The organism is Blastococcus sp. SYSU DS1024 (assembly GCF_054050795.1).
Genome location: NZ_JBJHAA010000007.1, coordinates 59918 through 83641, shown reverse-complemented (window position 1 = coordinate 83641; position 23724 = coordinate 59918). Strand labels below are relative to the sequence as shown.

General features: G+C 74.2%; 23 protein-coding genes. 1 reads left to right on the top strand and 22 read right to left on the bottom strand.

From position 1 onward, the window contains the following. Nucleotides 1-4 precede the first annotated feature (4 nt). The 3 genes from ACI79S_RS08640 to ACI79S_RS08630 all read right to left on the bottom strand — a co-directional run bounded on the left by ACI79S_RS08640 (nucleotide 5) and on the right by ACI79S_RS08630 (nucleotide 3022). Nucleotides 5-1000, bottom strand: coding sequence for an aldo/keto reductase (locus ACI79S_RS08640; protein WP_456593035.1), 996 nt, complete (start codon nucleotides 998-1000; stop codon nucleotides 5-7). Beyond that, nucleotides 997-2259 carry a histidine--tRNA ligase gene (gene hisS, locus ACI79S_RS08635; RefSeq protein ID WP_456593034.1) on the bottom strand — a complete coding sequence of 421 codons (1263 nt, stop codon included), beginning with the start codon at nucleotides 2257-2259 and terminating at the stop codon, nucleotides 997-999. The genes ACI79S_RS08640 and hisS overlap by 4 nt, the downstream gene beginning before the upstream one ends. A gap of 79 nt (nucleotides 2260-2338) precedes the next feature. Next, nucleotides 2339-3022, bottom strand: a complete 684-nt coding sequence (locus ACI79S_RS08630; RefSeq protein WP_456593033.1) for an MBL fold metallo-hydrolase — start codon at nucleotides 3020-3022, stop codon at nucleotides 2339-2341. Between the two features lie 148 nt (nucleotides 3023-3170). Between ACI79S_RS08630 and ACI79S_RS08625 the strand changes: the two genes are divergently transcribed. After that, nucleotides 3171-4010 (top strand): peptidylprolyl isomerase, encoded by an 840-nt coding sequence (locus ACI79S_RS08625; RefSeq protein WP_456593032.1) that lies wholly within the window; start codon nucleotides 3171-3173, stop codon nucleotides 4008-4010. A gap of 140 nt (nucleotides 4011-4150) precedes the next feature. Here the strand turns inward: ACI79S_RS08625 and ACI79S_RS08620 are convergent, their stop codons facing one another. The 19 genes from ACI79S_RS08620 to ACI79S_RS08530 form a co-directional block, all read right to left on the bottom strand. Next, nucleotides 4151-6598, bottom strand: coding sequence for a RelA/SpoT family protein (locus tag ACI79S_RS08620; protein ID WP_456593031.1), 2448 nt, complete (start codon nucleotides 6596-6598; stop codon nucleotides 4151-4153). Between the two features lie 93 nt (nucleotides 6599-6691). Continuing rightward, the gene (locus ACI79S_RS08615; RefSeq protein ID WP_456593030.1) at nucleotides 6692-7243 is read right to left on the bottom strand and encodes an adenine phosphoribosyltransferase; all 552 of its coding nucleotides are present in this window, start codon (nucleotides 7241-7243) and stop codon (nucleotides 6692-6694) included. Beyond that, nucleotides 7240-8580, bottom strand: coding sequence for a protein translocase subunit SecF (gene secF, locus ACI79S_RS08610; protein ID WP_456593029.1), 1341 nt, complete (start codon nucleotides 8578-8580; stop codon nucleotides 7240-7242). The genes ACI79S_RS08615 and secF overlap by 4 nt, the downstream gene beginning before the upstream one ends. Then, nucleotides 8577-10166, bottom strand: coding sequence for a protein translocase subunit SecD (secD, locus tag ACI79S_RS08605; RefSeq protein ID WP_456593028.1), 1590 nt, complete (start codon nucleotides 10164-10166; stop codon nucleotides 8577-8579). Before secD ends, secF begins: the two co-directional genes overlap by 4 nt. Before the next feature lie 14 nt (nucleotides 10167-10180). Next, nucleotides 10181-10492, bottom strand: a complete 312-nt coding sequence (gene yajC, locus ACI79S_RS08600; protein WP_456593027.1) for a preprotein translocase subunit YajC — start codon at nucleotides 10490-10492, stop codon at nucleotides 10181-10183. Nucleotides 10493-10639: 147 nt separating this feature from the next. Beyond that, nucleotides 10640-11764 (bottom strand): Holliday junction branch migration DNA helicase RuvB, encoded by a 1125-nt coding sequence (gene ruvB, locus ACI79S_RS08595; RefSeq protein WP_456593026.1) that lies wholly within the window; start codon nucleotides 11762-11764, stop codon nucleotides 10640-10642. Further along, on the bottom strand, nucleotides 11761-12420 hold the full coding sequence (gene ruvA, locus ACI79S_RS08590) for a Holliday junction branch migration protein RuvA (RefSeq protein ID WP_456593025.1): 660 nt from the start codon (nucleotides 12418-12420) through the stop codon (nucleotides 11761-11763). Before ruvA ends, ruvB begins: the two co-directional genes overlap by 4 nt. Continuing rightward, nucleotides 12396-12968, bottom strand: coding sequence for a crossover junction endodeoxyribonuclease RuvC (gene ruvC / locus ACI79S_RS08585; RefSeq protein WP_456593024.1), 573 nt, complete (start codon nucleotides 12966-12968; stop codon nucleotides 12396-12398). The genes ruvA and ruvC overlap by 25 nt, the downstream gene beginning before the upstream one ends. Before the next feature lie 103 nt (nucleotides 12969-13071). Next, nucleotides 13072-13833 (bottom strand): YebC/PmpR family DNA-binding transcriptional regulator, encoded by a 762-nt coding sequence (locus ACI79S_RS08580; protein ID WP_456593023.1) that lies wholly within the window; start codon nucleotides 13831-13833, stop codon nucleotides 13072-13074. Beyond that, on the bottom strand, nucleotides 13830-14471 hold the full coding sequence (gene pdxT, locus ACI79S_RS08575; RefSeq protein WP_456593022.1) for a pyridoxal 5'-phosphate synthase glutaminase subunit PdxT: 642 nt from the start codon (nucleotides 14469-14471) through the stop codon (nucleotides 13830-13832). Before pdxT ends, ACI79S_RS08580 begins: the two co-directional genes overlap by 4 nt. A gap of 56 nt (nucleotides 14472-14527) precedes the next feature. Further along, nucleotides 14528-15616, bottom strand: coding sequence for a heparan-alpha-glucosaminide N-acetyltransferase domain-containing protein (locus tag ACI79S_RS08570; RefSeq protein ID WP_456593021.1), 1089 nt, complete (start codon nucleotides 15614-15616; stop codon nucleotides 14528-14530). A gap of 14 nt (nucleotides 15617-15630) precedes the next feature. Beyond that, nucleotides 15631-16539: a pyridoxal 5'-phosphate synthase lyase subunit PdxS gene (pdxS, locus tag ACI79S_RS08565; protein ID WP_456593020.1), complete on the bottom strand. Its 909-nt coding sequence runs from the start codon at nucleotides 16537-16539 to the stop codon at nucleotides 15631-15633. Nucleotides 16540-16587: 48 nt separating this feature from the next. Then, nucleotides 16588-17139 carry a LemA family protein gene (locus ACI79S_RS08560; protein ID WP_456593019.1) on the bottom strand — a complete coding sequence of 184 codons (552 nt, stop codon included), beginning with the start codon at nucleotides 17137-17139 and terminating at the stop codon, nucleotides 16588-16590. Nucleotides 17140-17149: 10 nt separating this feature from the next. Continuing rightward, nucleotides 17150-18364 (bottom strand): glycosyltransferase family 4 protein, encoded by a 1215-nt coding sequence (locus ACI79S_RS08555; protein WP_456593018.1) that lies wholly within the window; start codon nucleotides 18362-18364, stop codon nucleotides 17150-17152. Continuing rightward, nucleotides 18364-19308 carry a phosphatidylinositol mannoside acyltransferase gene (locus ACI79S_RS08550; protein ID WP_456593017.1) on the bottom strand — a complete coding sequence of 315 codons (945 nt, stop codon included), beginning with the start codon at nucleotides 19306-19308 and terminating at the stop codon, nucleotides 18364-18366. The genes ACI79S_RS08555 and ACI79S_RS08550 overlap by 1 nt, the downstream gene beginning before the upstream one ends. Continuing rightward, nucleotides 19305-19922, bottom strand: coding sequence for a phosphatidylinositol phosphate synthase (gene pgsA, locus ACI79S_RS08545; RefSeq protein ID WP_456593016.1), 618 nt, complete (start codon nucleotides 19920-19922; stop codon nucleotides 19305-19307). The genes ACI79S_RS08550 and pgsA overlap by 4 nt, the downstream gene beginning before the upstream one ends. Continuing rightward, nucleotides 19923-20504, bottom strand: a complete 582-nt coding sequence (locus ACI79S_RS08540) for an HIT family protein (RefSeq protein WP_456593015.1) — start codon at nucleotides 20502-20504, stop codon at nucleotides 19923-19925. Then, entirely contained in the window at nucleotides 20501-22534 is a 2034-nt protein-coding gene (thrS, locus tag ACI79S_RS08535; protein WP_456593014.1) for a threonine--tRNA ligase, read from the bottom strand. Before thrS ends, ACI79S_RS08540 begins: the two co-directional genes overlap by 4 nt. 49 nt (nucleotides 22535-22583) lie before the next feature. Beyond that, nucleotides 22584-23720 (bottom strand): CapA family protein, encoded by a 1137-nt coding sequence (locus tag ACI79S_RS08530; RefSeq protein WP_456593013.1) that lies wholly within the window; start codon nucleotides 23718-23720, stop codon nucleotides 22584-22586. Nucleotides 23721-23724 lie beyond the last annotated feature (4 nt).

The window sequence follows — 23724 nt, the reverse complement described above, 5'->3', positions numbered from 1 at the left end:
TGGCTTACCAGCGGTCGTGCACGTGGGCGCGGATGCGCTCGTCGTACACCCGCTCGAGGTCGGCGAGCTGGGCGTCCGACAGCGGGGCCATCGACGCGGCGGCGACGTTGCCGCGCACCTGGGTCACGTTGCGCGCCCCGGGGATGACGGTGCTGACGCCGGGCAGGTCGATCACCCAGCGCAGCGCGAACGCGGCGGTGGGCACGGCGTCGCCGGCGATCTCGGCCACCTCGCGGGCCGCCGCGACACCGACGTCGAAGGGCACGCCGGCGAAGGTCTCGCCCACGTCGAAGGCCTCACCGTGCCGGTTGAAGTTCCGGTGGTCGTTCTCCGGGAACGTCGTCGACTCGTCGTACTTGCCGCTGAGCAGCCCGCTGGCCAGGGGCACACGGGCCAGGATGCCGACGCCGGCCTTCTGCGCGGCGGGCAGCAGCTCCTCCAGCGGCTTGCGCCGGAAGATGTTGAGGATGACCTGGATCGTCTGGACGCCCTCGTGCTCCAGCGCCGTCAGGCCCTCGGCGACGGTCTCCACCGACACCCCGTAGGCGGCGATCGAGCCGTCGGCCACGAACCCGTCGAGGGTGTCGTAGACCCGCTGGTCGGAGTAGACGGCGGTCGGCGGGCAGTGCAGCTGGACCAGGTCGAGGGTGTCGACGCCGAGGTTGCGGCGGGACCGGTCGACCCAGGCGCGCAGGTTCTCCGGGGTGTACTGCTCGGCGGTGAAGGGGTCGGCGCGGCGGCCGGCCTTGGTGGCGACGAACGGCCGGTCGGACCGGGGCGCCAGCGCCTTGCGGATGCGCTGCTCCGAGCGGCCGTCCCCGTAGACGTCGGCGGTGTCGAGCAGGGTCACCCCGGCGTCGAGCGCGGCGTCGAGCACCGCGGCGGCGGTGTCCTCGTCGACGTCACCCCAGTCACCGCCGAGCTGCCACGTGCCCAGCCCGATCACGCTGACGTCTGCCCCGGTCCGCCCGAGCGGTCGCTGCTCCATCGAAGAAGTCACCCCTCCACACTCGCACGCACCCGGTCGAACAGCTCACCCACGGGGACGGCGACCTGCTCACCGGTCCGCATGTCCTTGAGCTGCCCCACGCCGTCGGCGAGGTCCCGCTCCCCGATGACGACGACGCGCGACGCGCCGGACCGGTCGGCGGCCTTCATCGCGCCCTTGAGGCCGCGGTCGCCGTAGACGGTGTCGGCCGCGACCCCGGCGGCGCGCAGCTGGCCGACCAGCCGCACGGCCAGCCGCTTCGCCTCGGCACCCAGCGGCACGACGAACGCCTGCACCCCCGCGACCGCGCCGACGTCGAGCCCCTCGGCCTGGACGGCCAGCAGCGTCCGGTCCACCCCGACGGCGTAGCCGATGCCGGAGACGTCGGGGCCACCGAGCGCGGCCGAGAGCCCGTCGTAGCGCCCGCCGCCGCCGATGGCCGACTGCGCGCCGAGGCCGTTGTGCACGAACTCGAACGTCGTCTTCGTGTAGTAGTCCAGCCCGCGGACCAGCCGGGGCGCCTCGGTCCACGTCACGCCGAGGTCGGTGAGGTGCTGGCGGACGGCGTCGTAGTGCGCCCTCGTGGTGTCCGACAGGTGGTCGACCATCAGCGGGGCCTCGTCCAGCTGCGCCTGCACCTCGGGCCGCTTGTCGTCGAGCACCCGCAGCGGGTTGATCGCCGCCCGGCGCCGCGTCTCCTCGTCGAGGTCGAGCTTCGCCAGGTACGCCACGAGCAGCTCGCGGTACTGCGGCCGGCAGGTCGCGTCACCGAGGGAGGTCAGCAAGAGCTCGAAGTCGGTGAGGCCCAGGTCGCGGAACCCCTGCACGCCGAGCGCCACCACCTCGGCGTCCAGCGCGGGGTCGTCGACGCCGAGCGCCTCCATGTCCACCTGGGTGAAGTGCCGGTAGCGCCCGGCCTGGGGCCGCTCGTAGCGGAACGCCGAGCCGACCGTCCACAGCTTCACCGGCAGCGCACCGGAGTGCAGCCGGTGCTCGATGAAGGCCCGCATCAGCCCGGCGGTGAGCTCGGGGCGCAGGGTCAGCGAACGGCCGCCGCGGTCGGAGAAGGTGTACATCTCCTTGGTCACGACGTCGGTGGACTCGCCCACCCCGCGGGAGAAGACGGCGGTCTCCTCGAACACCGGCGTCTCGACGTAGCCGTAGCCGGCCCGCCGCAGCGGCGCGGTCAGCGCGTCCCGGACGGCGAGGAACCGCGCCGAGTCCGGCGGCAGCGTGTCGAACGTGCCCTTCGGCGCGGTCAGCCCGCTCACAGTGCACCCCGTTCGGCTCCGGACTCGTTCCGCTCCTCGGTCGCTGGCGCTCCCTGCGATGCTCGCTCGCCCGTCGCTCTCACAGCCCGCGACCCTTCGGGGCGGCGGCCGCCTCGGCCAGGTACGGGTTGGTGGCCCGCTCCCGGCCGATCGTCGTCGCCGGGCCGTGGCCGGGCAGCACGACGGTCTCGTCGTCCAGCGGCAGCACGACGTCCCGCAGCGACCGGAGCATCGCGTCCCAGGAGCCGCCGGGCAGGTCCACGCGGCCCACCGAGCCGGCGAACAGCACGTCACCGGCGAGCAGCCCCGGCGCCTCACCGAGGTCGAGGGAGAACATCACCGAGCCCTGGGTGTGACCGGGCGCGTGGCGGACGGTGAGGTCCACCCCGGCCAGCGACAGCACCGCGCCGTCGTCGAGCGTGCGGACCTCCGAGGGGTCCGGGAGCCGGACCCCGGTGATCAGCGGGGCCAGCTGCGGCCCGTGCCAGCGCGCCGGGTCGGTGAGCATCCCGAAGTCGTCGGGGTGCAGGTAGGCGGGGATGTCGTAGCCGTCGCACACCGGCAGCACCGAGAAGGTGTGGTCGAGGTGGCCGTGGGTCAGCACGACCGCGACCGGCTTGAGGCCGTCGTCGGCGAGCATGCGGGCCAGGGGCTCGACGGCGTCCATGCCGGGGTCGACGACGACGCACTCCTGCCCCGGCCCGGAGGCGACGGCGTAGCAGTTGGTGCCGAAGGCGCCGGCGGGGAACGAGCGGATGAGCACCCGTGCAGGTTACGCGGGGGCGCACGGGGGTTCCGGCGCTGCCAGGGATCCCCCAGCCCGGACACCTAGACTCGCACCCCGACCAGCGCCGCCGCCTGCCGCCCGAGGCCGCGCACCGCGCCCCGTCCCGCCCGAGGAGTCCGCCCCCGTGCCCACGAACAAGCAGCGTCGGGAAGCCGCGCAGCGCCACCTGCAGCGCCAGCTCGAGCGCCGCACCGAGCAGGCGAAGAAGCGCCGCCGCAACCTGGGTCTGCTGCTCACCGCGATCGCCGTCGTCGCGATCGTGGGCGCCGCGCTGCTGATCACAAACGTGTTCGGCGGGGACGAGGACACCGACGACCTGGCGGGCGAGCCGACGACGCCGGCGACCAGCACGTCCGCGGCGCGCACCACCAACGCCGACGGCACCGTCACCTGCGAGTACCTGCCCGACGAGTCGGGGAACACCAACCTCACCGACGTGGGCACCCCGCCGAACCCGGAGTCGACCCCCACCCAGGGCACCGCGACCCTGCTCATGAGCACCGACCAGGGAGACCTCACCCTCACGCTGGACCGGGCGCAGGCCCCGTGCGCGGCGGCGAGCTTCGTCTACCTGACCGAGCAGGGGTTCTACGACGGCACCTCCTGCCACCGGCTGGTGAACGCCGAGACGTTCGGGGTGCTCCAGTGCGGGGACCCGACCGGCACCGGCGCCGGCGGGCCCACCTACAAGTACGCCGAGGAGGTCACCCCGGACACGACCTACCCCCGCGGGACCGTGGCCATGGCCAAGACCGCGGCGCCGAACAGCACGGGCGGCCAGTTCTTCCTGACCTTCGTCGACACCGAGCTGCCGCCGGAGTACACCGTGGTCGGCTCGATCGACGAGGCGGGGCTGGCCGTGCTCGACGAGGTCGCCGCCGGTGGGGTCCAGGGCGCGGACGGCCCGGGTGACGGCCCGCCGAACATCCCGGTGACGATCGAGGACATGGCCGTCGTCGGCTGACGGCGGTCGCCCTCCTGGCTCACCTGCAGGGGTCCTGGCTCACGCCCGGAGGTGAGCCAGGACCCGGAACGATCAGGTGACCTGATCACGAGGGGGGACGACGGGGTCGGCGACGGCGGACGGCGACGCGCTGAGGTCGCTTACGCGGTGACGCGCTCGACGTCGAAGACGCCGTCGACGTTGCGCACCGTCTGCAGCACCGCGCCCAGGTGCGCGGGGTCGGCCAGCTCGAAGGTGAACCGGCTGATGGCCACGCGGTCGCGGCTGGTCTGCACCGACGCCGAGAGGATGTTGACCCGCTCGTCGGCCAGGGCCTTGGTCACGTCGGAGAGCAGCCGGTGGCGGTCGAGGGCCTCCACCTGGATGGCCACGAGGAAGACCGACCCCGGCGACGACGCCCACTCGACCTCGACCAGACGTTCAGGCTTGCTGCGCAGGTCCCCGGCGTTCGTGCAGTCGGTCCGGTGCACGCTCACGCCACCGCCGCGGGTCACGAAGCCGAGGACGTCGTCGCCGGGGACCGGGGTGCAGCACTTGGCGAGCTTGGCCCAGACGTCGGTCATGCCGTGGACGACGATGCCCGGGTCGCCGCCGGCCGAGCGGCGCGCCGCCGGCCGGCGGGTGGGAATCGCGGTCTCGGCGATGTCCTCGGTCGCGCCCTCGCTGCCGCCGAGCGCGGCCATGAGCTTCTCGACCACGGAGGCGGCGGAGAGCTGGTTCTCTCCCACCGCGGCGTAGAGGGCGGTGACGTCGGCGAACCGCAGGTCCTTGGCCAGCGTCGACAGCGCCTCGCCGCCGAGCAGCCGCTGCAGCGGCAGCCCGGCCTTGCGCATCGCGCGGGTCAGCGCCTCCTTGCCGGCGTCGACGGCGTCCTCGCGGCGCTCCTTGGTGAACCACTGGCGGATCTTGGTCCGGGCGCGGGAGGAGCCGACGAAGGTCAGCCAGTCCTTCGAGGGCCCGGCGGTGGGCGACTTCGAGGTGAAGATCTCCACGACGTCGCCGTTGGAGAGCTTGCTGTCCAGCGACACGAGCGAGCCGTTCACGCGGGCGCCGATGGTGCGGTAGCCGACCTCCGTGTGCACCGCGAAGGCGAAGTCGACGGGGGTGGAGTCCCCGGGCAGGCTCACCACGTCGCCCTTGGGCGTGAAGACGAAGACCTCCTGCGGCCCCAGGTCGTAGCGCAGGGTCTCGAGGAACTCCCCCGGCTCCTGGGCCTCCCGCTGCCAGTCCAGCAGCTGGCGCAGCCACAGCATGTCGTCGGGCGAGCCGGCCTTGGGCGGCGCACCGCTCTCCCCCGCGGCCGGCTTGCCCCCGGCGCGGGCCTTCTCCTTGTACTTCCAGTGCGCCGCGATGCCGTACTCGGCGGTGCGGTGCATGTCGTGGGTGCGGATCTGCAGCTCGACCGGCTTGCCCTGCGGCCCGATGACCGTGGTGTGCAGCGACTGGTACATGTTGAACTTCGGCATCGCCACGAAGTCCTTGAAGCGGCCCGGCACCGGCTGCCAGTGGGCGTGCATGATGCCCAGCGCCGCGTAGCAGTCGCGCACCGAGTCGACCAGGATGCGGATGCCGACGAGGTCCCAGATGTCGGTGAAGTCCCGGCCGCGGACGATCATCTTCTGGTAGATCGAGTAGTAGTGCTTCGGCCGGCCGGTGACGACCGCGTCGATCTTGGCGGCCTTCAGCTGCTCGGTCACCGCCGCGGCGACCTCGGCCAGGTAGGTGTCGCGGGAGGGGGCGCGCTCGGCCACCAGCCGCACGATCTCGTCGTAGCGCTTGGGGTACAGCGTGGCGAACGCGAGGTCCTCGAGTTCCCACTTGATCGTGTTCATGCCCAGCCGGTGGGCCAGCGGGGCGAGGATCTCCAGCGTCTCGCGCGCCTTCTTCTCCTGCTTCTCCGGCGGGAGGAAGCGCAGCGTGCGCATGTTGTGCAGCCGGTCGGCGAGCTTGATGACCAGCACCCGCGGGTCGCGGGACATCGCCACGATCATCTTGCGGATCGTCTCGGCCTGGGCGGCATCGCCCAGCTTCACCTTGTCGATCTTCGTGACGCCGTCGACCAGGTGGGCGACCTCGGAGCCGAAGTCGGTGGTGATCGTCTCCAGCGTGACGCCGGTGTCCTCGACCGTGTCGTGCAGCAGCGCCGCGATCAGGGTGGTCGTGTCCATGCCGAGCCCGGCAAGGATCGTGGCGACGGCGAGCGGGTGGGTGATGTACGGGTCGCCGCTCTTGCGCCGCTGCGTGGAGTGCGCCGCCTCGGCGACGTCGTAGGCACGCTGCAGCAGCGCGAGATCGGCCTTGGGGTGGCTCTGCCGGTGCAGCACGGCCAGTGGTTCGAGCACCGGGCGGACCAGACCGCTGCGCTGCCCGGCGACGATCCGCCGGGCCAGGCGGTCGCGCACCCGTCGACGGGGGGTGCCGAGGTCGGCGTCGGGCGGATCCGAGCCGACGTCGTCGGGACGGCGGACCGCGGGTCGCTCGGGCAGCGGGCTGCGGACCGGGGCCTCCCCCACCCCCTCGGCGACGGCCCCCTCGGGGACCGCACCGGCCCGCGCCTCAGCCGCGTCGGCGGCTACTTCGGAGGCCACGGGCGACTCCTGCGGCTGGCAGAGGGGGGACCCCCACCATGCTAGCCGGACCACGCCCGCCCGCGCCGGGGCCGCGAGCGGGATCTCCCTCGGTCAGGTGGTCCAGAGGGCGTGCACCGGGTGCGGTGCCAGCAGCCCCCGGCCCCCGAGCCCCGCCAGCTCGACGACCACCGAGATCGCCGACACCACGCCGCCGAGCTGCTCGACCAGCGCGACGGCGGCGCCGAGCGTGCCGCCGGTGGCGAGCACGTCGTCGACGAGCAGCACCCGCTGGCCGGGATGGACCGAGTCGGCGTGCAGCTCCAGCGTCGCGGTCCCGTACTCCAGGGTGTAGTCGGCGGACACCCGCGCGCGCGGCAGCTTGCCCGCCTTGCGGACGGGCACCACGCCCACGCCGGCGTCGAGCGCCACCGCGGAGGCGAGCAGGAACCCGCGCGCCTCCACCCCGGCGACGACGTCGAACGGCCTCGGACCGGACCCCTGCGGCGCCGCCAGCCCGTCGACCATGCGCCGGAAGGCGGGCCCGTCGGCGAAGACCGGGGTGAGGTCGCGGAAGACGATCCCCGGTTCCGGGTGGTCGGGGACGTCCACGGTGAGGGAGGCGATGAGCTCGTCGAGCGGCTGCTCGACCGGGGCCGCGCTCACCGGCGCCGCTTGCCCGTCGGCCGGCTGGCGCCCGGACGCTGCGGGCGGGCACCCGGCCGCGGGGCGGCGCTGGCGCCCCGCGGCGCATCCGGCCGCACCGACGGCGGCGACTCGACGACGACGTCCGCGGTGACGGCCCCGGGCAGCTCCGGCGCCGCGACGGCGCCGGAGCCCCGGCGCCGGCGAGCGCTGGCCACGGGGCCGGCCGGGACGGCGGCGCCCCCGGTGCGCGCCGCCGAGGAGCGCCTGGCCAGCACCCGCCGGCGCAGCGCCTGCTGGGCCGGCTCGCGCTCCTTGAGGTCGGCGACGATCGGGGTGGCGAGCACGATCGACGAGTAGGTGCCGGCGGCCAGGCCCACGAAGAGCACGAGGGCGAGGTCCTTGAGGGTGCCCACGCCGAGCAGGCCGGCACCCACGAAGAGCAGGCCGGCGACGGGGAGCAGCGCGATCACCGAGGTGTTGATCGACCGCATCAACGTCTGGTTGACGGCGAGGTTGGCCGCCTCGCCCCAGGTCATGCGCGCGCTCCGCTCGAGGTCGCGGGTGTTCTCGTCGACCTTGTCGAACACGACCACGGTGTCGTACAGGGAGAAGCCGAGGATGGTCAGGAAGCCGATGACGGTCGACGGCGTGACCTCGAAGCCGACCAGCGCGTACACGCCGGCGGTGACGACGATGTCGTGCGCGAGCGCGGCCATGGCGCCGACGGCCATCTTCGGCTGGAAGCGGACGGCGAGGAAGAGCACGACGGCGACGAGGAAGACCGCCAGCGCCACGAGCGCCTGGGTGGTGATGTCCTGGCCCCACTCCGCGCTGACCGACTCCGGGCTGACCTGCTCCGGGGCGATGCCGACGGCCTCGGCCATCTCCTCGACCACGGCGCGCTCGGTCTCGTTGTCGAGCTGCGAGGTGCGGATGAGCAGCGTGTTCCCGCCGACGACCTGGGCCGAGGCGACGTTGGCGCCGGCGTCCTCCGCGGCGGCGCGCGCCTCCTGCAGCTGCTGCTCGGTGCCGGGCAGCCGGAAGCTGTTGCCGCCCTCGAAGTCGATGCCGAAGTTGAACCCGCGGAAGACCATCGAGAGCAGGCACAGGAGCACCACCACGGCGGTGATCCGGTAGATCAGGCGGCTGCGACCGACGACGTCCAGGCCGGCCTCGCCGTTGTAGAGCCTGTGGGCCAGCCCGGCCCGTCCACCGGGCGCGGCCGGGGTCGCGGCGTCGTCACTGCCCGGGTCCTGGGGCAGCCCGGCGTCGGCCAGGGTCTCCTCGCCGGTGCCCACCGGCGACTGCTCGGTGGTCGGCTCGGCCGGGTCGGCCGGGTCGGTCGGGCGCGTCATGAGGTGCTCCTGTCCTGCGGGCCGCCGACCGCGGCGGTGGCACCGACGAGTTCCCGTGCCGGTGCGCCGGTGCCGGCTCGACGCGTGTGCTCCACCCGGCCGAGGCCCGAGAACCGGTTCTTGCCGAAGTTCCGGAACCGGGACAGCACGGCCATGAGCGGGTGGGTGAAGAGGAAGACGACGACGAGGTCGAGCACCGTCGACATGCCGAGGGTGAACGCGAAGCCCTTCACGTCACCGATGGCGAGCAGGTACAGGATCGCCGCGGCCAGGAAGCTGACCGCGTCCGCGGACAGGATCGTCCGCCGCGCCCGCACCCAGGCCCGCGGGACCGCCGACCGCAGCGAGCGCCCCTCCCGGATCTCGTCCTTGAGCCGCTCGAAGTACACGACGAAGGAGTCGGCGGTGATGCCGATGGAGACGATGAACCCGGCGATGCCGGCGAGGCTGAGGGTGAACCCGATCTCGCGCCCCAGCAGGATCAGGCAGGCGTAGACCACCACCGCCGAGAGGATCAGGCTGGCGATCATGACGAGGCCGAGCAGCCGGTAGTAGACCAGCGCGTACACGAAGACCAGCGCGATGCCGAGGGCACCGGCGATGAGGCCGGCCTCCAGCTGCTCCTCGCCGAGCTCGGTGGAGATCGACTGCGCGGTCGCCTGGGTGAACGTCAGCGGCAGGGCGCCGTAGCGGAGCTGGTTGGCCAGCTCGGTGGCCGACTCCTGGTCGAAGCTGCCCTGGATGGTGGTCTGGCCGTTGATCGCGCCCTGGATGGTGGGCGCGGAGACGACCCGGCCGTCCAGGGTGAACGCCACGTTCGACCCCACGTTGGCCGCGGTGTAGTTCGCCCAGGTCTCCCGCCCGCCGGACCGGAAGTCGAGCAGGACGACCCAGCTGCCGTCGGTCGGGTCGGTGGCGGCGCTGGCGTCGTCGATCTCGGTGCCCTCGATGATCGTCGGGCCGAGCAGGTACTTGACGGTGCCGTCCTCGCTGCACGCGGCCACGAAGTCCTGCGGCCGGTTCACCTCGCCGAGCAGCTCCTCCGCGTCGCAGGTCAGCGTCGCGAACTCGGCGGCGGCCTCCTCCTGCGTGACGGCGGGGGCGTCCGGGTCGGGCAGCGTGGGGTCCGCGACGGCGTCGCCGCCGGCCGCGGGGTCCTCCGCGGCGTCGGTGCCGGGCTCCTCCGCGCCGGGCTCCTCCTCGACGGGGCCGGCGGGGGCCACCTCCAGCACGGGCCGGAAGCGCAGCTGCGCCGTGGCGCCGAGCTCCCGGGCCTGCTCGCCGTCGTCCCCGGGGACCGAGATGACGATGTTGGAGTCGCCCTCGGTGACCACCGATGCCTCGGCGACGCCGAGCCCGTTGACCCGCTGCTCGATGATGCGCCGGGCCAGCTCCAGGTCCTCCTGGGCCGGCGCCTGGCCGTCGGGGGTGCGGGCGGTCAGGGTCACCGTCGTGCCGCCCCGCAGGTCGAGGCCGAGCTGCGGCGTACGGGTGTCCCCGGTGAAGAAGACCAGCCCGTAGAGCAGGGCCACGATCAGCACGAACGCGCCGAAGTAGCGCCCCGCGGGGAGGGTGCGGTTGGCCACGGAGGTCTCCCGGGTCAGACGGTGCCGTCGGCCGGGCGCGCGGGGTCCTCGTCGGACGGCGCGGACCCGGCCGGGCGGCGGACCTCGAGGATCGCCTGGCGGGCGAAGGTCGCCACGACACCCGGCGAGATCTCGAGGTCGATGGTCGTCTCACCGACCCCGGCCACCGTGCCGTGCATCCCGCTGGTCGTCATGACCGGGGTGCCGACGGTGAGGGAGGCCAGCAGAGCCGCGTGCTGCTCCTGCATCTTCTTGCGCTGCCGCGCGGGCAGCACGAACAGCACGACGGCCAGCAGGGCCAGCATGATCAGCGGGAAGTACTCCACGACAGGTGTGCCTCTCTTCCGCGACTGGTGGCTCGCGGTGGTGCGGCCCGGGACGGGACCGCTCGGGTGCGTCGGTTGCCGTGCGCGCGGCGACCAGGCGGGACGCGCACGGCCCGGCCTGCGAGTTGCGCGCCAGCGTCCGGGAGTCTAGGCGTCGAAGAGGGTGTCTGACGACGACCCCGGTGCCCGTGGGTCTGCTGTGACCCGGCCGAGGGGGACACCCCCGGCCGGCAGCGGCCGCCCCAGGTGCGCCCAGGCGGCCTCGGTGGCGACCCGCCCGCGCGGCGTGCGGGCCAGCAGCCCGGCGCGCACCAGGAACGGCTCGCACACCTCCTCCACGGTGTGCGGCTCCTCGCCGACGGCCACCGCCAGGGTGGCGACGCCGACCGGGCCGCCGCCGAACTTGCCGACCAGCGCGTCCAGCACCTCCCGGTCCAGCCGGTCCAGGCCCAGGTGGTCCACGTCGTACAGGGCCAGCGCGGCCTCGGCGACCGCACGGGTGACCCGGCCGTCGGCCTCCACCTCGGCGTAGTCGCGCACCCGGCGCAGCAGCCGGTTGGCGATGCGCGGTGTCCCGCGGGAGCGACCGGCGATCTCGGCCGACCCCTCGTCGGTCAGCTCCACCCCGAGCAGCGCCGCGCTGCGGGCCAGCACCCGCTGCAGGTCGGCCGGCTCGTAGAACTCCATCTGGCCGACGAAGCCGAACCGGTCGCGCAGCGGGCCGGTGAGCAGCCCGGCACGGGTGGTGGCGCCGACCAGCGTGAACGGGTTGATCTCCAGCGGGATCGCCGTCGCCCCGGGGCCCTTGCCGACGACGACGTCGACCCGGAAGTCCTCCATCGCCATGTAGAGCAGCTCCTCGGCGGGGCGGGCGATGCGGTGGATCTCGTCGATGAAGAGGACGTCACCGGGCGCCAGGTTCGACAGCATCGCCGCGAGGTCGCCGGACCGCTCGATCGCCGGACCGCTGGTGATCTTCACCGAGGTGCCGAGCTCGGAGCCGATGATCAGCGCGAGGCTGGTCTTCCCCAGCCCGGGCGGGCCGGAGAGCAGGACGTGGTCGGGCGTGCGCCCCCGCCGGCGCGCCCCCTCGAGCACCAGGGCCAGCTGACGGGCGACCTTGGGCTGGCCGATGAAGTCGTCGAGCGAGTGCGGGCGCAGCGCCGACTCGACGACCCGCTCCTCCTCACCGGCCTGCGGCGACACCGACCACTCCGGCGCCGCGTCGGAGGCCAGCTCACCGGTCAACGACCGGTCGAACGGCGCGGTCACGACCTACCCAGCAGCTGGAGCGCCCGCCGCAGCAGCACCGCGACCTCCACGCTCCCGGTCGCGGCGAGCTGCTCGTCGGCGACCGGGGCGAGCTGACCGACCGCGCCCTCGGCCTCCTTGCCGCTCCACCCGAGGCCGACGAGCGCGCTGGTCAGCTGGTCGCGCCAGGGCGCCACCGGGGTCACCGACGGCAGCCCCGCGGGCGCGGGCGCGTCGAGCGAGGTGTCGGTGGCCGTGGAGCCCAGCCGGTCGCGCAGCTCCAGGATCAGCCGCTCGGCACCCTTCTTGCCGATGCCCGGCACCTGCATCAGCGCCTTGACGTCGGCCGTCGACACCGCCCGCCGGACCTCTCGCGGCGGGTGGATGGCCAGCACCGCCTGCGCGAGGCGCGGGCCGACGCCGTTGGCGGTCTGCAGCAGCTCGAACAGCTGGCGCTCGTCGTCGTCGGCGAAGCCGTAGAGGGTGAGCGAGTCCTCGCGCACGACGAGGCTGGTGGCCAGCCGGGCGGCCTCCCCCACCTGCAGGCGGGCGATCGTGCCCGGGGTGCACTGCACCGCCAGCCCGATCCCGCCGACCTCGACGACGGCGCCGTCCGGGGAGACCGCGGCCACCCGGCCGCTCACGCTGGCGATCATCGCGCCGCCACCCCCGTCCACCGCGGCAGCGTGCTGGTGGCGCGCACCGGCGCACCGATCCCGCCGGCGAGCGCCGCGGTGCGCAGGCGCTGCTGCGCCGGACCGCGCCACGCGTGGCAGACCGCGAGCGCCAGGGCGTCGGCGGCATCGGCCGGCTTCGGGGCGGCCGGGAGCCCGAGGACCCGGGTGACCATGAGGGTGACCTGCTCCTTGTCCGCGCGGCCGTTGCCGGAGATGGCCGCCTTGACCTCGCTGGGCGTGTGCCAGGCGACCGGCCGGTCGGCCTGGGCGGCGGCGAGGGCGGCGACCCCGGCCGCCTGGGCGGTGCCCGTGGCGGTGCCCTTGTTGTTCTGGGTGAACACCCGCTCGATCGCCACCACGTCGGGGCGGTGCTCACGCAGCAGCGCCGTGACGGCGGTGTGCAGCTCCAGGAGCCGCAGCTCGAGGTCGAGCTCGGCCAGGGTGCGGACCACGCCGACGCCGACCGCCGTCGGCCGCGCCCCCGGGCGCCCGTCGACCACGCCCCACCCACACCGGGTGAGGCCCGGGTCGATACCGAGCACCCGCATGGTCACGCTCCCGTCGGCCGAACTGATGTTCGACCGAGGCTAACCGGCCGCTCCGGCACGGCGACCCCGACACGCCCGGGAGGCGGTGCACCGGGGTCGGTCGTCAGGCGCTGGCGGTGACCTGCTCCATGACCTCGTCGGACACCTCGTAGTTGGCGTAGACGTTCTGCACGTCGTCGCAGTCCTCGAGGGCGTCGATCAGCCGGAAGACCTTGGCCGCACCCTCCGCGTCCAGCTCCACCTGCACGCTGGGCTGGAACCCCGCCTCGGCGGAGTCGTAGTCGATGCCGGCGTCCTGCAGCGCGGTGCGCACGGCGACCAGGTCGGTCGGCTCGCAGAGGACCTCCAGGACGTCGCCCAGATCGCGCACCTCCTCGGCGCCGGCGTCGAGCACCGCCAGCAGCACGCTGTCCTCGTCGACGTCACCGGTCTTCGGCACGACCACCACGCCCTTGCGGGAGAACAGGTAGGAGACGGAGCCGGGGTCGGCCATCGACCCGCCGTTGCGGGTCATGGCCGTGCGGACCTCCATGGCCGAGCGGTTCTTGTTGTCGGTGAGGCACTCGATGAGCACCGCGACACCGCCGGCCGCGTAGCCCTCGTAGGTGATGCCCTGGTAGTCGACGCCACCGGCCTCGGCGCCCGATCCGCGCTTGACCGCCCGGTCGATGTTGTCGTTGGGCACCGAGCTCTTCTTCGCCTTCTGGATGGCGTCGTAGAGCGTCGGGTTGCCGGCGGGGTCACCGCCGCCCGTGCGGGCGGCGACCTCGATGTTCTTGATCAGCTTGGCGAAGAGCTTGCCGCGCTTGGCGTCGATCCCGGCCTTCTTGTGCTTGGTCGTCGCCCACTTGGAGTGGCCGCTCACGGCTCTCCCCTCTCTGCGTCGGCCAGGTGCGCGCGCACGATGTCGACGAACAGCGCGTGCACCCGGCGGTCCCCGGTCAGCTCGGGGTGGAAGCTGGTGGCCACCACGTCGCCCTGGCGGACCGCGACGATCCTACCGTCGGCCGCTCCGCCCACGACCCGCCCGAGGACCTGCACCCCGGGCCCGGCCTGCTCCACCCACGGCGCGCGGATGAAGACGGCGTGCAGCGGCCCGCCCTCGACTCCGGCCAGCTCGACGTGCGATTCGAAGGAGTCGACCTGGCGGCCGAAGGCGTTGCGCCGCACGGTGACGTCGAGTCCGCCCAGCGTCGGCTGGCCCGGCGGGGCGTCGACCAGCCGGTCGGCCAGCAGGATCATGCCGGCGCAGGTGCCGTAGGCGGGCAGCCCGGCGCGGACGGCGTCGCGCAGCGGCTCGAGCAGGCCGAACCGGTCGGCGAGCTTGGCCATCGTCGTCGACTCGCCGCCGGGCAGGACCAGGCCGTCCACCTCCGCCAGCTCCTCCGGGCGGCGGACGGGCCGGGGCTCGGCGCCCTCGGCCCGCAGCACGGCGAGGTGCTCGCGGACGTCGCCCTGCAGCGCCAGGACCCCGATCTCGGGTCGCGTGGAGGGGGTGGACACGAGGTCCGACGGTACGGCGCGCCCCGCGGGGCGCGCCGGGCCCTGCCCGTGCCCGCTCAGGTCCGCCGCGTGGGCTCGACGGCGGCGGCGCGCGACGAACTCCAGGTCAGCAGCCGCTCCAGGGGCCCCCGGCCGAGCTTCCACCGCCACATGCCGGCCACCGCGAGCGCGGACACGACGAACGCCAGCCACACGTCGGCGCCGTCCGCGGCGCCGGGATCGGCCGTCTCGAGCGCCCAGATGACGACGATGTGCGCGGTGTAGACCGACAGCGCCAGCGCGCCGACCGCGCGCAGCGGAGCGGTGAGCAGCGGCAACCGGTCGGCGAGCACCAGGCACCCGGCGATCACGAGGACGGCGACACCGCACGACCCGACCAGCTCGAAGGTCGTGCCGCTGTGCGGCTCGGCCCCCGTCAGCCACGCCGCCTCCCACTCCCCCACCGGCGAGGCGAAGCCCTCCCGGGGACCGGTGGACGGGACGCCGTCGGCGACGGCCCGGGTGCTCGCCCAGCCGCCCCCGTAGCCCAGCACGGCGGCGGCCGCGCCCGCCCCGCCCAGGCGCGCCCGGACGCCCGCGGCACCCAGGTCCAGCCGGCCGACGGCCAGCCCGACGAGCACGAAGGCCAGCCACAGCATCGCCGGGTAGGCGCCGGTGACCAGCAGCTCCGCGACGTAGTGCGACTCCGCGTCGGCGACCGAGAGGACCTGCCCGAGGAACGCGTTCAGCGGCGGCCCGGCAACGGCCACGACCCCCGCGGCGACGAGCAACCGCCGCGGCGGCCGGCGGAGGAAGGGCAGAGCGAGCACGAACAGCGCACCGTAGACGCCGAGGATGATCGCGACGAACGTGTCCAGCCACTCCAGCACCGCGCCGATCGCGACGATCCACGCGGCCCGGACGACGATGCGCAGCCGGGCCCGGACCAGGTCGACGCCGTCGACCGGCCGGGACCGTCCCGTGAGCAGCGCGATCGAGACGCCGGCCAGGGTGGCGAACAGGATGGAGGACCGGCCGTCGACGACTGCGGCCCACGTCGACGGGTCCGCGCGCAGTTCGCCGCTGATGCCCAGGTGGGCACCGAACATGCCCAGCACGGCCAGCCCGCGGGCGAGGTCCAGGCCCGCGATGCGGTCCCGTCCCACCCCCGGGTCGTACGTCACCAGCCGCGGGTGGCGTACCGCTCGCTCTCCGGCAGCGTCGCGACGTTGATCCCGACCATCGGCTCCCCCAGGCCGCGGGAGACCTTGGCGATCACGTCGGGGTCGTCGAAGAAGGTGGTGGCCTGCACGATGGCCGCCGCCCGCTGCGCCGGGTCGCCGGACTTGAAGATGCCCGAGCCCACGAACACTCCCTCGGCGCCGAGCTGCATCATCATCGCCGCGTCGGCCGGGGTGGCGATCCCGCCGGCGGTGAACAGCACCACCGGCAGCTTGCCGAGCCGGGCCACCTCGGCCACCAGGTCGTACGGCGCCCGCAGCTCCTTGGCGGCGACGAACAGCTCGGTCTCGTCGAGGGTGCCCAGCGCCTTGATGCCGGCCCGGATCGACCGCATGTGCCGGGTGGCCTCCACGACGTTGCCGGTGCCGGCCTCGCCCTTGGAGCGAATCATCGCCGCGCCCTCGGAGATGCGCCGCAGCGCCTCGCCGAGGTCGGTGGCGCCGCAGACGAACGGGACGGTGAACGCGTGCTTGTCGATGTGGTGCGCCTCGTCCGCGGGGGTGAGCACCTCGGACTCGTCGATGTAGTCGACGCCGAGGGCCTGCAGCACCTGCGCCTCGACGAAGTGGCCGATGCGGGCCTTGGCCATCACCGGGATGGAGACCGCGTCGACGATCCCCTGGACCATGTCCGGGTCGCTCATCCGCGCGATGCCGCCCTGGGCGCGGATGTCGGCCGGCACCCGCTCCAGCGCCATCACCGCGACGGCGCCGGCGTCCTCGGCGATCCGGGCCTGCTCCGGCGTGACCACGTCCATGATGACGCCGCCCTTGAGCTGCTCGGCCATGCCGCGCTTCACGCGGTCGGTACCGGTCCGGGCGCCGGACGGGTCGGGCTGCGTCGTCACTGGTTTCCGCCTTGGGGTCGAGAACGGGGGACCCCCACCGTACGGGCGTCAGCCGGCGAGGCGGCCGGCCACGTCGGCGTCCTTGGTCACGTCGTCCAGCCGGTCGTCGATGTCGAAGTAGCGCGGCAGCGGGACCGTCCGGTGCAGCCCCGCCCAGCGGGGGAAGCGCCGGCCGCGCAGCTCACGGGTGTCGCGCACGGCGTCGTTGTAGAACCGGCGGGCCAGGGCGACCCGCGTATGGGTGCCCGCCAGGTCCGTGCGCAGCGCGGCGGGGACGCCCGGCAGGCCGGGCGGCAGCTCGCGCAGTGCGTGCCCGAGCGCGTTCTCCGCCAGCTCCCGGTCCCCCCGGTCCCGGGCCTCACGCGCCTCCGCGGCGTGGGACACCAGGGCGAGCCGGACCTCGGCGGCGAGGGTCGCGGGGTGGTGGCGGGCCAGCTCCTCGGCCAGCCCGGCGCGGCGCTGCAGCTGGGCGTCCAGCGTGGCCCAGGCCCGGTCGACCCGGGCCTCCAGCCGCCGCAGCCGGGTCAGCGTCCAGACGGTCCAGATCGCCAGGAGCAGGAGCACTCCGGCGGCGAGCAGCAACCCGGCCTGGGACGTCACGGGGCCGAGGCTAGCGGCGCGGCCGCCGGATGCGGGGAGGTCCGGCCGCGGTGCCTGTCGGCGGCACGCCGGGGAACTCGTCCTCGGGCGCTGCGGTCACCACGCCGCCACCGGGCGGCAGGACGGTCTCGTAGACCGCCAGGACGCGGCGCGCGAGCACCTGCCAGTCGTACCGCGCGGCCACCCGCGAGCCGCGCGCGGCGAGCTCGGCGCGCCGGGCCGGGTCGGCGAGCAGGTCCGAGAGCGCCCGGCCGAGCGCGGCGGCGTCGTCCCGTCGCACCACGACACCCGCGGCCCCGTCGTCCAGCACCCGGACGAAGGCGTCCAGGTCGCTGGCGACGACGGGAGCCCCGGCGGCCATCGCCTCGATGAGGATCACGCCGAACGACTCGCCGAGCAGGTTGGGGGCGCAGTAGACGTCCACGCTGCGCAGCAGCGCCGCCTTGTCCGCCTCCGAGATCTCGCCCAGCAGGGTCACGTGCGGCCGGAGCTCGGTGCCCACCATGGACCACAGCTGGTCGGCGTCGCCCCGTCCGGCGATGAGCAGCCGGGCCGCCGGATGGGCCCGGACGACGGTGCGCAGCGCCTCCAGCAGCACCGGCAGCCCCTTGCGGGGCTCGTCGAACCGCCCGACGAAGCCGATGGTGGGCGGGGCACCGGTCCCGCGCCCGCAGCCGGGCAGCGGCGGCCCGTCGGCGAAGAACGGCACGTGCACGCCGTTGGGGATGATGACGGCGTCGCCCCCCAGGTGCTCGACCTGCACGCGGCGGGCGAAGTCGGAGACGGCGATCCGGCCGCTGATCTTCTCCAGCCAGGGCCGCGCCATGGGGCCGACCGCGGCCAGCCACTTGGAGCGGGTCGTCGCCGCGTGGAAGGTCGCCACGATCGGGCCGGTCGCGATCATGCACACCAGCAGGGACACCGACGGGGTCGCCGGCTCGTGCACGTGGACGACGTCGAACCTGCCCTCCCGGAGCCAGCGGCGCACCCGCGCGGCCGACACCGGGCCGAACTGGAGGCTGGCCATCGAGCCGTTGTACGGGACCGGGACGGTCCGGCCGGCGAAGGTGACGAAGGGATCGGTGACCGACTCCTCGTGCTGCGCGGGCGTGAGCACCTCCACGTGGTGGCCCAGACCCCGCAGCGTCGCGGCGAAATCGCGCACGTGGTACTGGACACCGCCGGGGACGTCCCAGCGGTAGGGGCAGACCAGGCCGATGCGCATCAGTCCGCGGTCCCCCGGCCGGGGTCGGCCGGATCGGCCGGGACGTCGGGCCAGATCCGGCCGAGCATGTGCCAGTCCTCGGGGCGCTCGGCGATACCGGCGGCGAAGGTGTCGGCCACCTGCTGCATCGCCGTCGCCACCCGGTCGGCGAGCCGGCCGGGGCCCCGCACCGGCACCTCGGGCGAGATGCACATCCGCCACCCGGTCGCGGTGAACTGGCAGACGGCGGGGACGAGGGCGGCACCGGTGCGGTCGGCCAGCAGCGCCGCGCCACCGGGCATGGTGGCCGTCCGGCCGAAGAAGCTCACCGGGACACCGCCGGCACCGAGGTTGCGGTCGACCAGCAGGCAGGCCACGCCGCCGCCGGCCAGCCACGCCCGCAGCACCTCCGAGCTCGGCCGCTCCCCGCCGGTGAGCGGCACCACCCGGAACCCCAGCGACTCGCGGTAGTCGAGGAACCGCCGGTACAGCGACTCGGGCCGCAACCGCTCGGCGACGGTCATGAACGGGCCGTCCAGCCAGTCGGTGAACCAGGCGCCGGCCGCGTCCCAGTTGCCGCTGTGCGGCAGGGCGACGACCACCCCGCGCCCCTCGGCGCGGGCGCGCGCGATGTGCTCGATCCCGGGGACGACGCTGTCCCGCCGGATCCGCTCCGCCGTCAGCGTCGGCAGCCGGAATGCCTCCTGCCAGTAGCGGGCGTAGGACCGCATCGCGCGGCGGGTCAGCTCCGCCAGCTCCGGCTCGGTCAGCCGTCCGCCGGTCACCACGCGCAGGTTGGCGCGCAGCTGGCGGACGCCCCGGCCCTCGCGACCGGCGGCCCAGTCCCCCGCCCGGTCGAACAGCGACCGCGCGGCCGGCTCGGGCAGCATCCGCACCGCCCGCCACCCCGCCGCGTAGCCCGCGTCGGACAGCCGCCCGGCCAGCTGCTCCCGCGCGCCGCTCACGGTTCGATCCGCCGTCCGTCCGCGGACCGCTTCACCGCCAGCACGCGCTGGGCAACGGTGACGGCGCTGCCGGCCAGGAGCACCCACAGCGCCACGTGGACGGCGTACGGGATGCCCAGCCCGGTGAAGCCGGTGCCGGTCAGCACCAGGATCAGCCGCTCCGTCCGCTCGACGACCCCGACGTCGCAGGACAGGCCCATGCCCTCGGCCCGCGCCTTGATGTAGGAGGTGAGCACGCCCAGCACCAGGCAGAGCAGCGCGAGCAGGACGAGGAGCCGGTTGTCCCCGCTCCCGGCGAACCACCAGATCAGCGCACCGAAGATCGCGGCGTCGGCGGCGCGGTCACCGGTGGAGTCCAGCACGGCGCCGAAGACCGAACCGCCGCCGCGCAGGCGGGCCAGTGCGCCGTCGAGCATGTCCAGCAGCACGAAGACCGTGACGGTGAACGCGCCCCAGAAGAGGTGGCCGGTCGCGATGAGCCCGGCCGCGCCGGCGACCGCCCCGACGGTCCCGGTGATCGTGACCATGTCCGGGGTGACCCCGAGCCGGGCCAGCCGGACGGCCAGCGGGTTGACCACCTTGGCCACCACGGGGCGGGCGTTGACGCCGAGCACTCAGGCCTCCGGGCTCGTGGCGAGGTGGTCCGCCCAGGCGGCGGCGAGCAGGGCCCGGGTCTCCGCCAGCACCTGCGGGAGCACGCGGGTGAGCCCGATGACCGGCATGAAGTTGGTGTCCCCGCCCCAGCGCGGCACGGCGTGCTGGTGCAGGTGGTCGGCGATGCCGGCGCCGGCGACCGACCCCTGGTTCATGCCGATGTTGAAGCCGTGGGCACCGGTCACCGCCCGCACCACCCGCATCGCCGTCTGCGTGAAGGCGCCGAGCTCGGCGACCTCCTCGGGCGTGAGGTCGGTGTAGTCGGGCACGTGCCGGTACGGCACCAGCATGAGGTGCCCGGCGTTGTACGGGTACAGGTTGAGGACGGCGAAGACCGTCTCCCCCCGCGCCACGACCAGCCCCTCGGCGTCCCCGAGGGTCGGGATGACGCAGAACGGGCAGTCGTGCGCGCCCGTCGGCTTGCCCTCCCCGCGGATGTAGGCCATGCGGTAGGGCGTCCAGAGGTGCTCGAACACCGTCGCCGGACCGCCGTCGTCGGAGGAGACCGCCACCCGGTACGGCTCGTGCGGCTCTCCGGTCATCCGGGGACCGCCGCGGTCTCCGCCGTCGGGTCGGTGTTGTTCCGGGCCGCGACCCAGGCCGCGACGAACTCGACGGCCTCGTCGACCGGCACGCCGTTGCGCTGGCTGCCGTCGCGGAAGCGGAAGGAGACCGCGCCGGCCTCGGCGTCGGTGGCCCCGGCGATGAGGACGAACGGGATCTTCTGCTTGCTCGCCGTCCGGATCTTCTTCTGCATCCGGTCGTCGGAGTCGTCGATCTCCACCCGCAGGCCGCGGGCGCGCAGCGCCAGCGCGACGTCGGTCAGGTAGGGCACCTGCTCGTCGGTGACCGGGATGCCGACGACCTGCACCGGGGCCAGCCACGCCGGGAAGGCGCCGGCGTAGTGCTCGGTGAGGACGCCGAAGAACCGCTCGATCGAGCCGAACTTCGCCGAGTGGATCATCACCGGCTGCTGCCGGCCGCCGTCGGCGGAGGTGTACTCGAGGCCGAACCGCGCGGGCTGGTTGAAGTCGTACTGGATCGTCGACATCTGCCAGGTGCGCCCGATGGCGTCCCGGGCCTGGACGGAGATCTTCGGCCCGTAGTAGGCCGCCCCACCCGGATCCGGCACCAGTTCCAGGCCGGTCTCCTTCGCCGCCTCCTCGAGGACGGCCGTGGCGACCGTCCACTCCGCGTCGGACCCGATGAACTTGTCGGAGTCGTCGCGGGTGGAGAGCTCCAGGTAGTAGTCGTCGAGGCCGAAGTCGCGCAGCAGCCCGAGCACGAAGTGCAGCAGGTGCCGGATCTCCCCCGGGGCCTGCTCGGGGGTGACGTAGCTGTGCGAGTCGTCCTGGGCGAAGCCGCGCACCCGGGTCAGGCCGTGCACCACACCGGACTGCTCGTACCGGTAGACCGACCCGAACTCGAACAACCGCAGCGGCAGCTCGCGGTAGGACCGCCCGCGCGACCGGAAGATCAAGTTGTGCATCGGGCAGTTCATGGCCTTGAGGTAGTACTTCGCGTTGTCCAGGTCCATGCCCGGGAACATGGTCTCCTCGTAGTACGGGAGGTGACCGGAGGTCTCGAACAGCCCGCTCTTGCTGATGTGCGGGGTACCGACGTAGTCGAAGCCCTCCTCGAGGTGCCGGCGCCGGACGTAGTCCTCCATCTCCCGCTTGATCACCCCGCCCTTGGGGTGGAAGACGGGCAGGCCGGAGCCGATCTCGTCGGGGAAGCTGAACAGGTCCAGCTCGACGCCGAGCCGGCGGTGGTCACGGCGCTCGGCCTCGGCCAGGTGCTCCAGGTAGGCCTTGTGCGCGTCCTTGCTCTCCCACGCGGTGCCGTAGACCCGCTGCAGCTGCGGGTTCTTCTCGCTGCCGCGCCAGTACGCGGCGGCGCTGCGGGTGAGGCTGAAGGCGGGGATGCTCGAGGTCCGCGACAGGTGCGGGCCGCGGCAGAGGTCGGTCCAGACCCGCTCGCCCGACCGCGGGTCGAGGTTGTCGTACATGGTCAGCTGCGCCCCGCCGACCTCGACGTCGGCGCCCTCGGCCGCCTCGCCGGCACCCCCCTTGAGGCCGATGAGCTCCAGCTTGTACGGCTCGTGCGCGAGCTCGCCCTTGGCGTCGTCGTCGCTGATCTCGCGCCGGGCGAAGTACTGCCCGGCCTTCACGATCTCCTGCATGCGCTTCTCGAGCGCCTTCAGGTCCTCGGGGGTGAACGGCCGCTCGGGGTCGAAGTCGTAGTAGAAGCCGTTCTCGACCGGCGGGCCGATGCCCAGGCGGGTGCCCGGGAAGAGGTCCTGCACCGCCTGGGCGAGCACGTGCGCCGCGGAGTGCCGGATGACCGCGCGCCCGTCGGCGCTGGACGCCGCCACGGCCTCGACCTCGGCGTCGGCGTCGGGGGCCCAGGCGAGGTCCTTGAGGTCGCCGGTGGCGACGTCGCGGACGACGACGGCGCCGTCGGGCCCCTTGAGCGGGACGCCGGCCGCCTTGAGCGCGTCCTGGGCCGTCGTCCCGGCCGGCACCCGGATCGGTCCGACGGCGGTGGGCGAGGGCTGGGTGGACACGAGCATGCTCCAGGGATCGAGGAACGGGCGCCCTGAGCCTAGTGCGCCCCCGCGCTCACCCCGGGACGATGCCCAGCCCCGCGGCCACCGCGCCCCGCCGGTCGAGGACGCCGGCGATCCGCGCGAAGCTCTCGGGGTCGGCCGGGACGATCCGCACCGCGTCCTCGCCCAGCTCGATGCGCAGCGGCACCGCCTCCGCCCGCGAGACGGTGAACCGGCCGTCGGCGCCGCGGGTGAAGGTGAAGCGGGCGGCCACCGAGTCCTCCGTCGGGTACCCGCGGGTGGCGTGCTCGGCGAGGTGGTTGCCCAGGCCGTGGGCCACCCACTCGCCGCCGATCCGCTCGACCGGCTGCACCACGTGCGCGTGGTGGCCGAGCACGAGGTCGACGTCCGGGGAGCCGAGCAGCGCCTCGGCGGCCGCCACCTGGGTGGGCGTCGGGTCGTGGTCGTACTCCTGGCAGCAGTGGAGGCTCGCGACGACGACCTCGGCGCCCGCTGCGCGCGCCCGCGCCGCGGCGGCCAGCATGCCGGGCACGTCCGGCAGCGCGGCGACGTCCACGGACCACTCCCGGCCGGCGGGCAGCGGCACGCCGTTGAGGCTGAACGTCGCCGCGACGTGGCCGATCCGCACGCCGTCCACGTCGACGAGCGTCGGCCGGAGGCTCTCCTCCTTGCTGCGGTACGTGCCGGTGTGCCCGATGCCGGCCCCCGCCAGCGTGTCGATCGTGCGGGTGAGCCCGTCGAAGCCGGCGTCCAGCGAGTGGTTGGAGGCCGTGGAGCACAGGTCGTACCCCGCGCCCGCCAGCGCGTCGACGATCTCCGGCTGGACGCTGAAGCTCGGGTAGCCGCGGTACGGGCCGCCCTCGGGGGCGACCGGCGTCTCCAGGTGGCAGATGGCCAGGTCGGCGTCGCCGATCAGGTCGGCGACGGGCGCGAACACCCCGCTGAAGTCGTACGAGCCGTCGGGCTGCCGGGCACCGGAGGTGAGCGCCCGGCCCTGGTGCACCAGCACGTCGCCGGTCGCCAGCAGCGTGAAGCTCTCGGGCTCCGGCTCGGGCTCGGGCAGCGGCTCCGGCGCCGGCGCGGACGCCCCGGGACCGGGGGCGCCGGCCGGCTCGGCGGGCGCACCGGACCCGCCACCGCAGCCGGCCAGCAGCAGCACGGCCGCCCCGGCGGCCCACCAGCGACGCATGGAG